We start from the raw sequence: 14,287 nt of genomic DNA on the forward strand, positions 1-14,287 counted from the left end.
GTTTGGGCCCGCCGCGGCCGACCGCTGATGGAGGCAGGTCGGCCGCGGCGGAGTCGAAAGGTGTGCGGGTCAGCCCTTGATGGCGCCGGTGAGCATGCCCTTCTTGAAGTGGCGCTGGACGAACGGGGAGGCGACCGCGACGGGGATCAGTGCGAGAACCATGACCGCCATCTGCAGCCCCAGCGCGGAGAGTTCACCGGTACGGACCGCCTGCTGCAGGCCCGTGGGCGCCTCGGTGTTCTTCTGGACCAGTTGGATGAGCACGTTCTGCAGCGGCATCATCTGCTGGTCGCTGAGGTAGATGGACGCGTTGAACCAGGCACTCCAGTACCCGACCGCGTAGAACAGCGAGATGACGGCCAGCACCGCCCGCGACAGCGGCATGATGATGGTCAACAGGATGCGCAGGTCACCGGCCCCGTCGATGCGGGCGGACTCGGTGAGTTCGGGAGAGATCCCCATGAAGAAGGCCCGCAGCACCAGGATGTTGAAGATGCTGACCGCGCTCGGCAGGATCAGCGACAGATAGGTGTCGGTCAGGCCCAGCGACTGCACCAGAAGGTACGTCGGGATGAGACCGGCCCCGAAGAACATGGTCGCCATCATGGTCATCAGGAAGAACCGGTGGCCCAGAGTGCCCCGCCGGGACAGGCCGTAGGCCGCCAGCACCGACACCGTCATCGAGAACAGCGTGCCGAAGAACGTCACCCCGACCGAGACCATGATCGCCCGGCTTACCTGCCCGCCGCTGAGCAGTTCGGTGTAGTTGACGAAGGTGATGCCCTCGGGGATCACGACCAGACCGCCGGCCCGGTCGATCACGGGTTTGGGTGAGAGGCTGGTGACGATCACGATCCACAGCGGCCCGAGCACCCCCAGACAGCAGAGCAGAAGGAATCCGCTCTTGGCGGTGAGTCCCGCCTTGCTCGGCGGCTCCTCCCACACGGGGCGGGCGGGAGCCTTCAGGCTGCGGATGAGCGTCGTGTTGAGGCTCACTTCTGATACACCCCCTGCTCGCCGAGCAGGTGCGCGACCTTGTTCGCGCCCAGGACGAGACACACTCCGATGACTCCCTTGGCCAGGCCGACCGCGGCCGCGTAGCTGAAGTCGCCGTTCTGGATGCCCATGTTCCACACATAGGTGTCCAGGACCTCGCTGGCCCCGGCACCGACCGCGTACCGCTGGAGCAGGAACTGCTCAAATCCCACGCTCAGCGCGTCGCCCACCCGCAGGACCAGCAGCAGCGCGATCACCGGGCGCAGCGCGGGCAGCGTGACGTGCCACATGCGCCGCCAGCGTCCCGCGCCGTCCATGGCGGCGGCCTCGTACAGATCGGTGCTGACGGCGGCCAGCGCGGCGAGGAAGACGATGATCCCCCAGCCGGCGTCCTTCCACACCGCCTGCGCGGTCACCAGATACTTGAAGAAGCTCGCGTTCGTCATCAGGTCGAAGCCGCTCCACCCGTGCTTCTCCAGGGTCTGCGCGATGATGCCCGCGCCGCCGAAGATCTGCTGGAAGACGGTGACCACGAGGACCCAGGAGAAGAAGTGCGGCAGATACATGATCGCCTGCGCCACAGCCCGCACCCGCGGCCGGATCACGCTGTTGATGACCAGCGCGAGAGCGATGGGGACCGGGAAGAACAGCACCAGCTGGAGCAAGAACAGCACGATGGTGTTCTTCGCCGCGCTCCAGAACAGCGGATCGTCGAACATCCGTGAGAACTGCTCCACGCCGACCCAGGGACTGTGGAAGATCGCCGTGATGCCGTTGTCGGCGGCGTACGGGTCGTAGTCCTGGAAGGCGACGACATTGCCGAGCAGCGGGACGTAATTGAAGATCAGGAGCAGGATGATGACGGGCAGCGTCATCAGGATGAGGGTGCGGTCGCGGCGCCACCGGACCCGGAAGGGGACCTTGCCCGCCTTGGCGCCCCCGCGCGGCACGCTCTCCTTCACCGTGGCCGCGGCGACCGCTGCCGTCGGCTCCTCGACGGCCGCGGGAGGACGAGTCCCGTCGGGCCTGCTCCCGGCCGTGAGCGACATCAGTTTCCACTGCCGTTCTTGTCGAGGAGCTCCTTGTACCAGTCGCGCAGCTTGTCGCCTCCGGAGGACTTCCAGGTGGAGATGGCCTGCTGGATGTCGGACAGCTTCTTGTTGCCGCGCACGAAGTCGATCTCCAGCTGCTCGAACTGGCTGGAGAGGGTGGCGTAACGGGACGGCTCGACGATGTTCATGCCGTAGGTGGACGTCTTCTTGACGAAGGCACCCTGCCGCTGCTGCCACTCGACCTGCTTGCGGGCGATCTCGGGGAAGTCGGGGTGGGCCAGGTAGGGAGCCGGGGCCGCCAGCAGCACCCAGGCGTTGTTCACCTCCTGGACACCCCGGTCGTTCTTGACCGGGACGCCGTTCTTGACCGTGTAGTGGGTGCCCTCGACGCCGTAGTCGACGAACATCCGCTCCTTGGTGCCATACGGCGCTGCCGCGAAGTTGGCGGCGGCCAGCGCGTTCTCGATCGTCTCCTTGGAAGCGCCCTTGCGGATCATCGACCAGATGCCGGCCGGCTGGCCGGCGTACAGCGTCGGCGTGCCGCCGTCGGCGCCGAAGTAGTCCATGCCGTCGACCTCGAAGTCGGGGTTGGACCGGGCCTGTTCGGTGGTCATGCCGTACCAGCCGGACATGTCGCTGTTGGCGACCAGAGTCTGCCCGGAGGTGAACCGCTGGGTGGGATCGCCCGTGTTTGCCTTGTCGTCGGGGTGTACCACACCGGCGGCGAACAGCTTGCGGACCCACTCCAGATGTTCGAGGTACTCAGGATGCTCAATGCGGTACGTCAGTTTGCCGTCGTCCGCGATGTTCCAGCCGAGCGACCCGGCAGGCTGGACACCGAAGAAGCCTGCCGCCGACCACCTCATGTCACCACAGGCCCACACCTTGGCCTTGGCGCTGGTGGCCTCCTTGGCCCAGCTGAGGAACTCGTCGGCCGACTTGGGGACGGTGTAGCCCTCCTTGTCGAAGATGTCCTTGCGGTAGAAGGGCACGATGTTGGGCACGGAGGCGGCGGGCATCGGGATGCCGCGCAGCGCGCCGCCGAAGATGCTCATGCGCCAGGAGTCGGACGGGATCGCGGCCAGGTTCGGGTACTTCTTGACCTTGTCGCCCGCCAGATAAGGGCCGAGGTCCATGAACTTCGCCGTGACCGCGCTCGAGATCTTGCCGACCAGCTCCCAGCTGGGCACGACCACCATGTCGGGTATGGAGCTGGAGGCGAGGACGGCGCCGAGCTTCTCGCCGTAGGTGTTGCCGTCCTGGTTCTGCCAGGTGATCTTGGTGCCGGCGACCTCGTCGAGTGTCTTGTAGTAGGGGTTTCCGGGCTTCGGCGGGGTGCCCCAGAGCGGGGCCATGATCTTGAGGGGAGCGCCGGTACCGAGCGTTTTCGGGACCGAGGTGGCGAGGGTCGCGAGGTCGATCTTGCTGGTGTAGCCGGCCGCGGAACCGTTCTTCGACGGAATGTCCGGCTGGGCGATCTTGCTGGCGACGTACGTGGGGATCAACTTGTCGGCTGCCTTGCCCGATGTGGCCCCTTCGCGCTTCCCGCCGTCCGAACCACCGCAGGCGGACAGCAGTGGCATCCCTCCCGCCACCGCTGCGGTGGCGACCGCTGTTGAGGCGAGGAAGCTTCTCCGGCTCGGTCCGGAAGAGGCGGCGTTCGGCGTCATTGCGTCAACCCTTCGTGGCGCACCTGGACACCCGGCGGTGGGCCGTCGGCTGCGGTGTCTTAAGTGGAACTGGCTGAGCTGAAGCGGTTCTTCGACGGACCGACTTCCATAGTCGAAGCGCTTCGATGTTGCTGCGAGGTTAAGTGAAGCCCAGTGGGCGCACAAGGGTCGTTCACAAGATTCCTGTGAGACCCAGGAAGGGACCTTTTCTTATGCACTGCTTGAAGTCGTGGTGCCGATCCCTTGACACTCGGCCGTAGGTCGAATGAGCATCGAAGCGCTTCGAAAGCATTGAACCGATCCATCGCAAAGGGATCCCCACGTGACCGCACACACGCCGCCCACGCCGCCTTTCCGCGATCAGCACCTGCCGTTCGCGAAGCGCATCGACGACCTTCTGTCGCGGCTCACGCTCGACGAGAAGGTCGGGTTCCTGCACCAGTTCACACCGGCGGTCGAACGCCTCGGCATCGCGGCCTTCCGCACCGGCCAGGAGGCGCTCCACGGCGTGGCCTGGATGGGCCCGGCCACCGTCTTCCCCCAGGCGGTCGGCCTCGGCGCGACCTGGAACACCGATCTCGTACGGCGGGTCGGCGAGGCCGTCTCCAAGGAGACCCGCGCGATGCGGGCCCGCGACGACCGCGTGGGCCTGAACGTCTGGTCCCCCACCGTCAATCTCCTCCGCCACCCCCTGTGGGGCCGCAACGAGGAGGGCTACTCCGAGGACCCGAAGCTCACCTCGGCCATCGCCACCGCGTACACCCGCGGCCTGCGCGGCGACCACCCGACGTACTGGCGCACCGCGCCCGTCCTCAAGCACTGGCTCGCGCACAACAACGAGACGAACCGGGACACCACGTCCAGCTCGGTGCGCCCGCGCGTCCTCAACGAGTACGACCTGCGCGCCTTCCGCGAGACGGTCGAGGCGGGCGCGACGGCCGGGGTGATGCCGGCGTACAACCTGGTCAACGGCCGCCCCAACCACGTCTCCCCGTATCTGCGCGAGCACCTGCGCACCTGGACCGACGAGGACCTCCTCGTCTGCTCCGACGCGGGCGCGCCCTCCAACCTGGTCGATTCCGAGCACTACTTCGACACGCACGAGGAGGCGACGGCCGCCGCACTGCTGGCCGGCGTCGACAGCTTCACCGACCACAACACCGACAGCTCGAAGATCACCGCACGGGTGCGTGGGGCGCTGGAGCAGGGCCTGCTGACCGAGTCGGACATCGACACGGCGGTCCGCCGCCAGCTCTCGGTGCGCTTCCGGCTCGGCGAGTTCGACCCGGAGTACGACCCGCACGCGCTCACCAGCGACTTCGATACCCCGGCCCACCGGGCCCTCGCCCAGGAGGCCGCCGAGCAGGCGGTTGTCCTGCTCAAGAACACCGGCGGCCTGCTGCCGCTCGCCCCGGACACCCGGATCGCCGTGGTCGGCCTGCTCGCCGACGAGTGCAAGCTCGACTGGTACAGCGGCACGCTCATCCACCGCTCCACCCCGCTGGAGGGCCTGTACGAGCGGTTCGGCGCGGAGCGGGTGAAATTCGCGGAGGGCGTGGACCGGGTTCTTCTGAAGACCGCTGCCGGTACGTTTCTCCACGTGCCGCCCGCCCCGGAGGCCGCCGACAAGGTGCGTGGCGCCGAGGGCGCCCTCGATCCGGCGCTGCTGACCGGCCGTACGGATCTCCCCCCGCTGACCACCGACTCCACCGGCACCGAACTCGCCCTCGTGGACTGGGGCGACGGTGTGCTGACCCTGCGCGCCCCCGACGGCCGCTATCTCTCCGTCGCCGAGGACGGCCGCCTCCGCGCCTCCGCCGACCAGCCCGGAGGCTGGATCGTCCAGGAGACCTTCCGCCTGGAACCGCACGGAAACGGACACCTCCTGAAGCACCTCGGCACGGGCCACCACGTATCGGTCGCCGCCGACGGCGTGCGGGTTGCCGAGGCAGACCCGGAAATCTTCGAGCTGATCGTCGTCGAACGCGGCGAGGACGCGGTGGCCAGGGCCGCCGCACAGGCGGACGTCGTCCTGGTGGTCGCCGGCAACGACCCGCACATCCACGGCCGCGAGACCGAGGACCGCACGACGCTGGCCCTCCCCGCCCACCAGGAGGGCCTGCTGCGCGCCGCCCGCGCGGCCAACCCGGACACGGTGCTGGCGCTGGTGTCGGCGTACCCGTACGCGCTCGATCACACGGATGTTCCGGCGCTGCTGTGGACGGCGCACGGCGGCCAGGCGGCCGGCACCGCCCTGGCCCGGATCCTGGCCGGCGACGCCTCCCCCGCCGGCCGGCTCCCGCAGACCTGGTACGCCGACGACGCCGATCTGCCCGACCTCCTCGACTACGACGTGATCGGCAGCCGTCAGACGTACCTGTACTTCGAGGGAACCCCGCTGTTCCCGTTCGGCCACGGCCTGTCGTACGCGGCCTTCTCCTACGCCGATCTGACGACCCGGACGACGGACGACACCCTGCACGTCTCCTTCACGGTCACCAACACCGGCGACGTGACCGCCGACGAGGTCGCGCAGCTCTACACCCGCGCCGTGGACCCGGCGGTGCCGCGCCCGCGCCGTGAGCTGGTGGCGCACAGCCGGGTGTGTCTGCAACCCGGCGAGCGACGGGAGCTGAGCTTCGAAGTCCCCCTGTCCTCCTTCGACTTCTGGGACGTGGCCCGCGGCGGATGGCGCCGGGAGCCGGGGCCGTACGAGCTGCTCGCGGGTGCCTCCAGCGAGGACGTCCGCCTGCGCACGACCGTGATCCTGGACGGCGAGGCGGCGACACCGCGCCCTGTCGTGCAACGGGGCCTGGACGCGGCCGACTTCGACGAGGAGAGGGGCGCGGCGATCGTCGACCGTACGAAGACGTCGGGCGACGCGGTGACGGCGGCGCAGGGCCGGTCCTGCGAACTGGTCTACCGGCACTGCGACTTCGGGAACGGCGTGACGGAGGTGACGGCGACGGTGTCCGGTGAGGGGGCGGTCGACATCTCGCTGGACGGCGGCCCGGTGCTCGCCGTACTGACCTCGCAGGCGCCAGACGCGGGCCCGTACGACTACACGACCGTGCGGGCCGGGATCATCGCCGAGGGCGTCCGCGACGTCCACCTCAGGCTGCGCGGCCCGCTGCGGCTCGCGCACGTCGGCTTCTCCGGTTGAGGGTCCGGACGAGGCCGCACATGAAGGGGCCCGGCACCGGAAGGCATCGGTGCCGGGCCTCTTCGGAGAGCTTAGCTGAAAATGGTTCCCATTTACTAGAGGGCGAGACCGGTGAGGACCATCACCCGCTCGTAGGTATAGTCGTCCATCGCGAACCTCACGCCCTCACGCCCCACGCCGGACTGCTTGGCGCCGCCGTACGGCATCTGGTCGGCGCGGTAGGAGGGCACGTCGCCGATGACGACCCCGCCGACCTCGAGCGCACGGTGGGCGCGGAAGGCGGTCTGCAGGTCGTGTGTGAACACACCTGCCTGGAGGCCGTACTTGGAGTCGTTGACGGCGGCGAAGGCGGCGGCTTCCCCGTCGGCCTTCTGCACGGTGAGGACGGGCCCGAAGACCTCCTCGCACGCGATCGTGGTGCCGGCCGGTACGTCGGTGAGGACGGTCGGCGCGTAGGAGGCCCCGTCGCGCTTGCCGCCCGTGAGGAGCCGGGCGCCGGCGGCGACGGCCTCGTCCACCCACGTCTCGACGCGCTTGGCGGCGTCCTCGCTGACCAGCGGCCCGACGTCGGTCGCGTCGTCGCCCGGGTCGCCGGTGACCTGGGACTCGACGGCGGCGACGATACGGGGCAGGAGGCGGTCGTACACGGACGCGTCCGCGATCACCCGCTGCACCGAGATGCAGGACTGGCCGCCCTGGTAGTTGGAGAACGTGGCGATACGGGTCGCGGCCCAGTCGAGGTCCTCGTCGGAGGCGTAGTCGCCGAGCACGACCGCGGCTCCGTTGCCGCCCAGCTCCAGGGTGCAGTGCTTGCGCGGCACGGAGTCCATGATCGCGTAGCCGACCGTCTCGGAGCCGGTGAAGGAGATCACGGGCAGCCGCGGGTCCTGGACGAGCGCGGGCATACGGTCGTTGGGGACCGGGAGGATGCTCCAGGCGCCGGCCGGCAGGTCGGTCTCGGCGAGCAGGTCACCGATGATCAGCCCGGACAGCGGGGTGGCCGGGGCGGGCTTCAGGATGATCGGCGCGCCGGCGGCGATGGCCGGGGCGATCTTGTGGGCGCACAGGTTCAGGGGGAAGTTGAACGGCGCGATGCCGAGGACGACGCCCTTGGGGAAGCGACGGGTGAGGGCGAGGCGGCCCTGACCGCCGAGGTCGGTGTCGAGGCGCTGGGCCTCTCCCCCGTTGAACCGCCGGGCCTCCTCGGCCGCGAACCGGAACACGGACACGGCGCGCCCGACTTCCCCTCGCGCCCACTTGATCGGCTTGCCGTTCTCGGCGGAGATCAGCCGGGCGATCTCCTCGGTGCGCTCGGCCAGCCGCCTGCTGACGTGGTCGAGGGCGGCGGCGCGCACGTGGGCCGGGGTGGCGGCGAACTCGTCCCGTACGGCGTACGCGGCGGCCACGGCCTCCTCGATGTGCGCGTCCGTCGGCACGCTCACCTTGCCGACGACCCGCCCGTCCCACGGGGAGGTGACATCGAAGCTGTCCTCGCCGGTGACCTGGCGGCCGGCGAGCCAGAAGGCGTGGGTGGCAGCCACATTTTCCTTTGGCATGTCGATTTCCCGGCCCTTCCGCGTTGGGGGTGTTCTTGGCTCGGGGTCCACGGTAGGGGGGTGGAGGCGGAGGGGTGTTTGTCCGAGGTGGAGTGGTGGGAGTGGATGGTGCGCCGGTTCGGCGGGGTGGCGACGCCGTCCATGTTTCTCGCCCCCGCCGCCCCTACCCGTCCCGTCCCTGGGGGCTGCGCCCCCAGACCCCCGCTTCGGCCCTGAAGGGGCCTCGTCCTCAAACGCCGGACGGGCTGGTATGTCAGCCCCTCCGGCGTTTGAGGAGCGGGGGTCCAGGGGGCGGAGCCCCCTGGCGGGGTCGAAGGGGCGGAGCCCCTGGAGGATGGGAACGGGTAGGGGCGGCGGGGGCGAGAAAACCCGGGCCCGCACCGGCCCGGCCCTCCTACTCCGCCGACGTCGCCTTCAACGCCAGCCAGAGTTCCATCCGGACATCCGCGTCATCCAGCGACCGCCCCAGGATCTCCTCCACCCGCCGCATCCGATACCGCAACGTATGCCGGTGCACCCCCAGATCCGCGGCCGCCGCATCCCACTGCCCGTGCCGCGACAACCACGCCCGCAACGAGGCCACCAGATCCCCCCGCCCCGTCGCGTCATGCTCGTACAGCGCCCGCAGCAACCCGTCCGCGAACGCCTTCACCGCATCGTCCGCGAGCAGCGGCAGCACGGATCCCGCAGCCAGCTGCTCGTGCTCCACGCACACCCGCCCCCGCCGCCGGGCCACCGACAGCGCCTGCTCGGCCTGCTTGTACGCGGCCGCGGCGGCGATGGGCCCGGCCGGCGCCGACAGCCCCACCACCAGCTCGTCCTCGTCGGCGGCCCCGGGCTGCTCCGGCACGGCCCCCGCCCGCGCCGCCTCCAGCGCCGCCGCGTACTCCGCGCACGCCGCCACCGCCGCACCCCCGTCCGCCGCGAGCACCACGACCCGCGCCGCGTTCCCTTCCCCCTCGGGCACCACGAGCACCGCCTCCCCGGCCCGGGCCGCCGCGGACTCCACGACCTCGGTGAGGGCGCCCAGCGGATCCCCCTTCGCGTCGGACGCCGCGACCAGCACCGCGGCGGACGCCTTGCCGAGCGGCACCCGCGCGCCCGAGTCCACGACCCGGGCCGCCGACACCGACGCCGCCTCGGCGACGATCACCCGGAAGGGCGCGTCCAACAGGTCGCCGTACAGGTCGCCCGCCACGGCCCGCGCATGATCGGGCTCCCCGGCGAGCAGCATCCGCAGCACCGCCGCCCCCACCCGCTGCTCGGCGGCGTGCAGCGACCGCGACCGCTCGGTGGTCAGCGTCAGCAGGGCGATCGCCGAGTGGACGGCGTACCGCTCCGCCGTGCCCAGCGCGGCCGCCGTCCCCACCGCCAGCGCGGCCCGCGGCCGGCGCCCGGTGCCCAGCGTGTGCAGCTCGACCCGGTCCTCGTGTTCCGGCCCGCCCACCACGGACGACGCCGGCGCGGGCCGCTCGCGCAGCCGCTCCACGTCCGCCGTGAGCCGTGCCGCCCGCCGCGTCGCCCACTCGGGCGCCGTGGCGACCACGGCACCGGAGGCGTCGTACAGCGCGGCCCAGCCGTCCACCTGCGAGGCCAGTGCGGCCAGCAGCCCTTCCGGCCCGTCGGTCAGCGCCTGCTTCGTCAGCTCCCGCTGCGCCGCGAACCCCGCCGTCACCGCCCGGTACTGGTCCGCGGCGATCGCCGCGGACACCGCCTTGCTGATGGCGAGGAAGGGCGTGCGACGGGGCACCTCCAGCAGCGGCAGCCCCTCCTCCTCCGCCGCGTCGACCAGGGCCTTGGGGATGTCCTCGTAGTTGACCCCGACGGCGAAGCCGAGCCCGACGACGCCTGCCCCGACCAGCCGCTTCACGTACCGCCGCATGGTGTGCGGATCCTCCGCGTCCAGCTTCAGCGCGGTGATCAGCAGCAGCTCCCCGCCCTCCATGTAGGGCACCGGATCGGCGAGCTCGCTCACGTGCGCCCAGCGGACGGGGACGTCCAGACGGTCCTCGCCCGCGCGCACGGTCAGCTTGAGCGCGGAGTGATGGACGAGCGAGGCGAGGGTGGGTGGCATGAGGCCTTCAGTGGGATGCGATCGTCGTGATCATTTGGCCGCCGTGTATGAACGACCTGTGACGATTCTGCCTCACCGTACGGTCGGGCCGTCACCTCATCCGCGCAGATCCACCAGCAGGGGCGGCGCATGCTCGCCCTGAACGCTGGTGAGCGACAGCACCGCATGGCCCGGCGGCACCCCGTGCGCCAGCTCGGACGCCGACCACCGCTCCCGCTCGACCTGCCGCACGGTGACCGCCCGCGCGGTCGGCGCCTTGCCGGTGATCACCCGCCGCAGCGCGTGCACGGCCTTCCCGGCCGGCGTCTCGGCGATGATCTGCCGGTCGGTGACGTCCCGTGCCTCCGTCCACTCCTTGCCCCAGACCTCGGCGAAGTCCTGCCCGTCCCACGGCGTGACCCCGGACAGCGCCACCCGGCACCCGGTGGCCCCGAGCAGCGGCCCGCGCAACGGCCTCGGTACGTCGTCCAGGGTGCGCAGCGTGAGCACGGCGCCCGCGTTGCCCGACCGCAGCCGCTGGATGCCCCGTACGGCCTCGGGCGTCACGACCCCCGTCGCGTCGTCCAGCACCAGACAGGCGAACAGGGACCGGTCCTCCCGTACCGCGACACTCGCCGTGAACTGGGCCAGTACCAGCCGCGCCAGCATCCGCGAGGCCTCGGCGTGGCCGCGCGCGGGGAGATCGACACGCACCCGGACGGGGTGGTCGAGGGCCTTCAGCGAGAACGGCTGCGACTGGCCCGAGGTGTCGAAGAATCCCGCGAACGCCGGCCGGTCCAGCAGCGCCACCCGGTCCGCGAGCACGGCCGAGACATCACCGGGATGGCCCGACTGCCGCTCCCGTGCGTCCAGTTCGCGCAGGAGCGACTCCTGCCCGGAGCCCTGCAGCGCCGTACGCAGCGCACCGAGCGCCCCGGGCGCGCCGTCCAGCAGCTGCCGTAGCTCCGGCACGGACGGGAAGCGGTCGTGCACCGCACGGAACGGCCCGAGGAGCTGGGCCAGCACGGTGGTGGAGCGCCGGCTGTCGCTGCCCGGGTGCGGGTCGGCGAGATCCCCGACGAGCGCCTCGGCGAGCACGGCCGCGGCCTCGTCGGGGTCGCTGGTCCCGCCGTACAGGTCCAGGTCGTAGACGGACTCCGGGTTCCCGATCCGTACGACGACGTCGTAGGCGTCCGCCGGTCCGAGCCCCGCGCCCGCCGCGCCGACCACGACCACGGCGGCCCGCCCCGCCAGCGCGTGCAGGCACAGCGACTCGGCGAGCGGCCGCACGACGGTCCCCGTCTTGCCGGACCCGGCGGGGCCGACCGCGACCAGGGAGGTGCCGAGCAGATCGGGCCCGAGGCCGAGTCCGGTGCCGCGGTAGGCATACGGATTGCGCGGGTCGTCGGCGGTCGTGCCGAGCCGCACCTGACCGCTGACGAGGTCGTGCCGGGCGGCCCGCACGGGCAGGTCACGCTCGCCCGAGGGATGCAGACAGGCGGCGGCGCCGTCCCTGAGCACGGCGCCGCTGAAGGCGGCGAGGTCGTGCCGCCCGCTGCGCACGCCCTGCCAGGCGCGGGCGATGCGGGCGTAGTCGACGTCACGCATCAGCCCCGACCGGGCATCGGCGGCCAGCCGCTCGGCGGCGTCGGCGACCCCGGCGGCGCGGAGGTGGTTCCACTGGGCGGGGTCGTCCTGAAGGGTCGGGGCTGCCTGCTCGGGCTCGCGACGCCGGAAGCGAGGGGCACCGAAACGGCGCCACACCTCGCCCCAGCGGCCGAGTCGGCCCACACCGACCATGATTGCCACTATGACCAGCAGGGTGTAGCCGTCGTAAACGAAGGCCCTGACGACATTGCTGTCACTGTGCAGCCAGGCATCGGGCGCAAGGAGCTGCAACGGCAGGATCCACCAGCCGCCGAGATAACCGTTCTCCAGCAGCGACCAGATCAGCCATCCCACAAGGAAAGCGATCAGCGCTCCGCTGAGCAGCTGCCTCGTGGGAATCTCCTCCGGCGCTTCCACCGGCCGTGGACGGTGTCCGAACCGCCACACGCCCGGCAGAGCCTCCGGTCGCGGTGCCCGCAGCCAGGCAAGAAACGCCGACCCGTCCGTGCTGGGCGGCACTGAGGGCCTCGGTGGGACAGCGGAGCGTGTTCGTGGCACAGGCGTCGCGTGCGTGCCCCGCGCGTCCTGCGTCCCGTCGCCGTCCATCGCCCTTGCCCCCTGACCAGCCGTTCCGTCCACCATCAGCGAGCCAATCTAACGCCCTTGCATGGGGAGTTCACCGCTTACGCGGCCGGGCGTCCTCGCGAACGCTATGTCCACCACGGACAACCCGCCCTCCTGACAACGCCCACATGGAGCATGCCCACCCCCCACTGCCCGCCCTAGCCTGCGAGAAAAGAGAAGACAAGCGTCCGCAAACCGCCCCACCAGCAGAACCCCAGGAGCCCCTCATGAGCGCACTTCCGCAGGAGCGCCGCGTCGTCACCGCCATCCCCGGCCCGAAGTCGCAGGAGCTGCAGGCCCGCCGTACCGCCGCGGTCGCGCAGGGCGTGGGCTCCGTGCTGCCCGTGTTCACCGCGCGTGCGGGCGGCGGCATCATCGAGGACGTCGACGGGAACCGGCTCATCGACTTCGGCTCCGGTATCGCCGTGACGTCCGTCGGCGCGTCCGCCGAGGCTGTCGTACGCCGGGCCTCCGCCCAGCTCGCCGACTTCACCCACACCTGTTTCATGGTCACCCCGTACGAGGGCTATGTGGAGGTCGCCGAGGCCCTCGCCGAGCTCACCCCGGGTGACCACGCCAAGAAGTCGGCGCTGTTCAACTCCGGCGCCGAGGCCGTCGAGAACGCCGTCAAGATCGCGCGGGCGTACACCAAGCGTCAGGCCGTCGTCGTCTTCGACCACGGCTACCACGGCCGCACCAACCTCACGATGGCGCTGACCGCGAAGAACATGCCGTACAAGCACGGCTTCGGCCCGTTCGCGCCCGAGGTCTACCGGGTGCCGGTGGCGTACGGCTACCGCTGGCCGACCGGCCCGGAGAACGCCGGCCCGGAGGCCGCCGCGCAGGCCATCGACCAGATCACCAAGCAGGTCGGGCCGGACAACGTGGCCGCGATCATCATCGAGCCGGTACTGGGTGAGGGCGGCTTCATCGAGCCGGCCAAGGGCTTCCTCCCGGCGATCCGTCAGTTCGCCTCGGACAACGGCATCGTGTTCGTCGCGGACGAGATCCAGTCCGGGTTCTGCCGTACGGGTCAGTGGTTCGCCTGCGAGGACGAGGGCATCGTGCCCGACCTGATCACGACCGCGAAGGGCATCGCCGGCGGTCTGCCGCTTGCCGCGGTGACCGGCCGCGCCGAGATCATGGACGCCGCGCACGCGGGCGGCCTGGGCGGCACCTACGGCGGCAACCCGGTCGCGTGCGCCGGCGCGCTCGGCTCCATCGAGACGATGAAGGAGCTGGACCTCAACGCCAAGGCGAAGGCGATCGAGTCGACGATGAAGGCCCGCCTCGGTGCCATGGCCGAGAAGTTCGACATCATCGGCGACGTCCGCGGCCGGGGCGCGATGATCGCGATCGAGCTGGTCAAGGACCGCGCCACCAAGGAGCCGAACCCGGAGGCGACCGCCGCGCTCGCCAAGGCCTGCCACGCCGAGGGCCTGCTGGTCCTGACCTGTGGCACCTACGGCAACGTGCTGCGCTTCCTGCCCCCGCTGGTCATCGGCGAGGACCTGCTGAACGAGGGTCTCGACATCATCGAGCAGGCCTTCGCCCGCATCTGAGGT

The 14,287-nt window shown here is 70.7% G+C and carries 8 protein-coding genes; 2 read left to right on the top strand and 6 right to left on the bottom strand.

The genetic code is table 11. The features are described from left to right. Window positions 1–69: 69 nt before the first annotated feature. Genes ACIBU0_RS26890 through ACIBU0_RS26900 form a run of 3 tightly spaced genes read right to left on the bottom strand, consistent with a single transcriptional unit; the run spans window position 70 to window position 3,718 of the window. Window positions 70–996, bottom strand: coding sequence for a carbohydrate ABC transporter permease (locus ACIBU0_RS26890; protein ID WP_398823057.1), 927 nt, complete (start codon window positions 994–996; stop codon window positions 70–72). Continuing rightward, window positions 993–2,045, bottom strand: a complete 1,053-nt coding sequence (locus tag ACIBU0_RS26895; RefSeq protein ID WP_398823060.1) for an ABC transporter permease — start codon at window positions 2,043–2,045, stop codon at window positions 993–995. Before ACIBU0_RS26895 ends, ACIBU0_RS26890 begins: the two co-directional genes overlap by 4 nt. After that, the gene (locus ACIBU0_RS26900) at window positions 2,045–3,718 is read right to left on the bottom strand and encodes an extracellular solute-binding protein (protein WP_398823063.1); all 1,674 of its coding nucleotides are present in this window, start codon (window positions 3,716–3,718) and stop codon (window positions 2,045–2,047) included. Before ACIBU0_RS26900 ends, ACIBU0_RS26895 begins: the two co-directional genes overlap by 1 nt. Window positions 3,719–4,040: 322 nt before the next feature. On the opposite strand from ACIBU0_RS26900, the gene ACIBU0_RS26905 reads away from it, so the two are divergent. Continuing rightward, window positions 4,041–6,881 carry a glycoside hydrolase family 3 C-terminal domain-containing protein gene (locus ACIBU0_RS26905; RefSeq protein ID WP_398823066.1) on the top strand — a complete coding sequence of 947 codons (2,841 nt, stop codon included), beginning with the start codon at window positions 4,041–4,043 and terminating at the stop codon, window positions 6,879–6,881. Between the two features lie 95 nt (window positions 6,882–6,976). Here the strand turns inward: ACIBU0_RS26905 and ACIBU0_RS26910 are convergent, their stop codons facing one another. The 3 genes from ACIBU0_RS26910 to ACIBU0_RS26920 all read right to left on the bottom strand — a co-directional run bounded on the left by ACIBU0_RS26910 (window position 6,977) and on the right by ACIBU0_RS26920 (window position 12,704). Next, window positions 6,977–8,422, bottom strand: a complete 1,446-nt coding sequence (locus ACIBU0_RS26910) for an aldehyde dehydrogenase family protein (RefSeq protein ID WP_398823069.1) — start codon at window positions 8,420–8,422, stop codon at window positions 6,977–6,979. A gap of 409 nt (window positions 8,423–8,831) precedes the next feature. Continuing rightward, the gene (locus ACIBU0_RS26915; protein ID WP_398823072.1) at window positions 8,832–10,511 is read right to left on the bottom strand and encodes a PucR family transcriptional regulator; all 1,680 of its coding nucleotides are present in this window, start codon (window positions 10,509–10,511) and stop codon (window positions 8,832–8,834) included. Window positions 10,512–10,607: 96 nt separating this feature from the next. Then, window positions 10,608–12,704: an ATP-binding protein gene (locus ACIBU0_RS26920; RefSeq protein ID WP_398823075.1), complete on the bottom strand. Its 2,097-nt coding sequence runs from the start codon at window positions 12,702–12,704 to the stop codon at window positions 10,608–10,610. Between the two features lie 245 nt (window positions 12,705–12,949). Between ACIBU0_RS26920 and gabT the strand changes: the two genes are divergently transcribed. Beyond that, complete coding sequence (gene gabT / locus ACIBU0_RS26925; protein WP_398823078.1) at window positions 12,950–14,284, top strand: 4-aminobutyrate--2-oxoglutarate transaminase; 1,335 nt, start codon at window positions 12,950–12,952, stop codon at window positions 14,282–14,284. Window positions 14,285–14,287 lie beyond the last annotated feature (3 nt).

It is taken from the genome of Streptomyces sp. NPDC049627 (genome assembly GCF_044465645.1).
GTDB lineage: Bacteria > Actinomycetota > Actinomycetes > Streptomycetales > Streptomycetaceae > Streptomyces.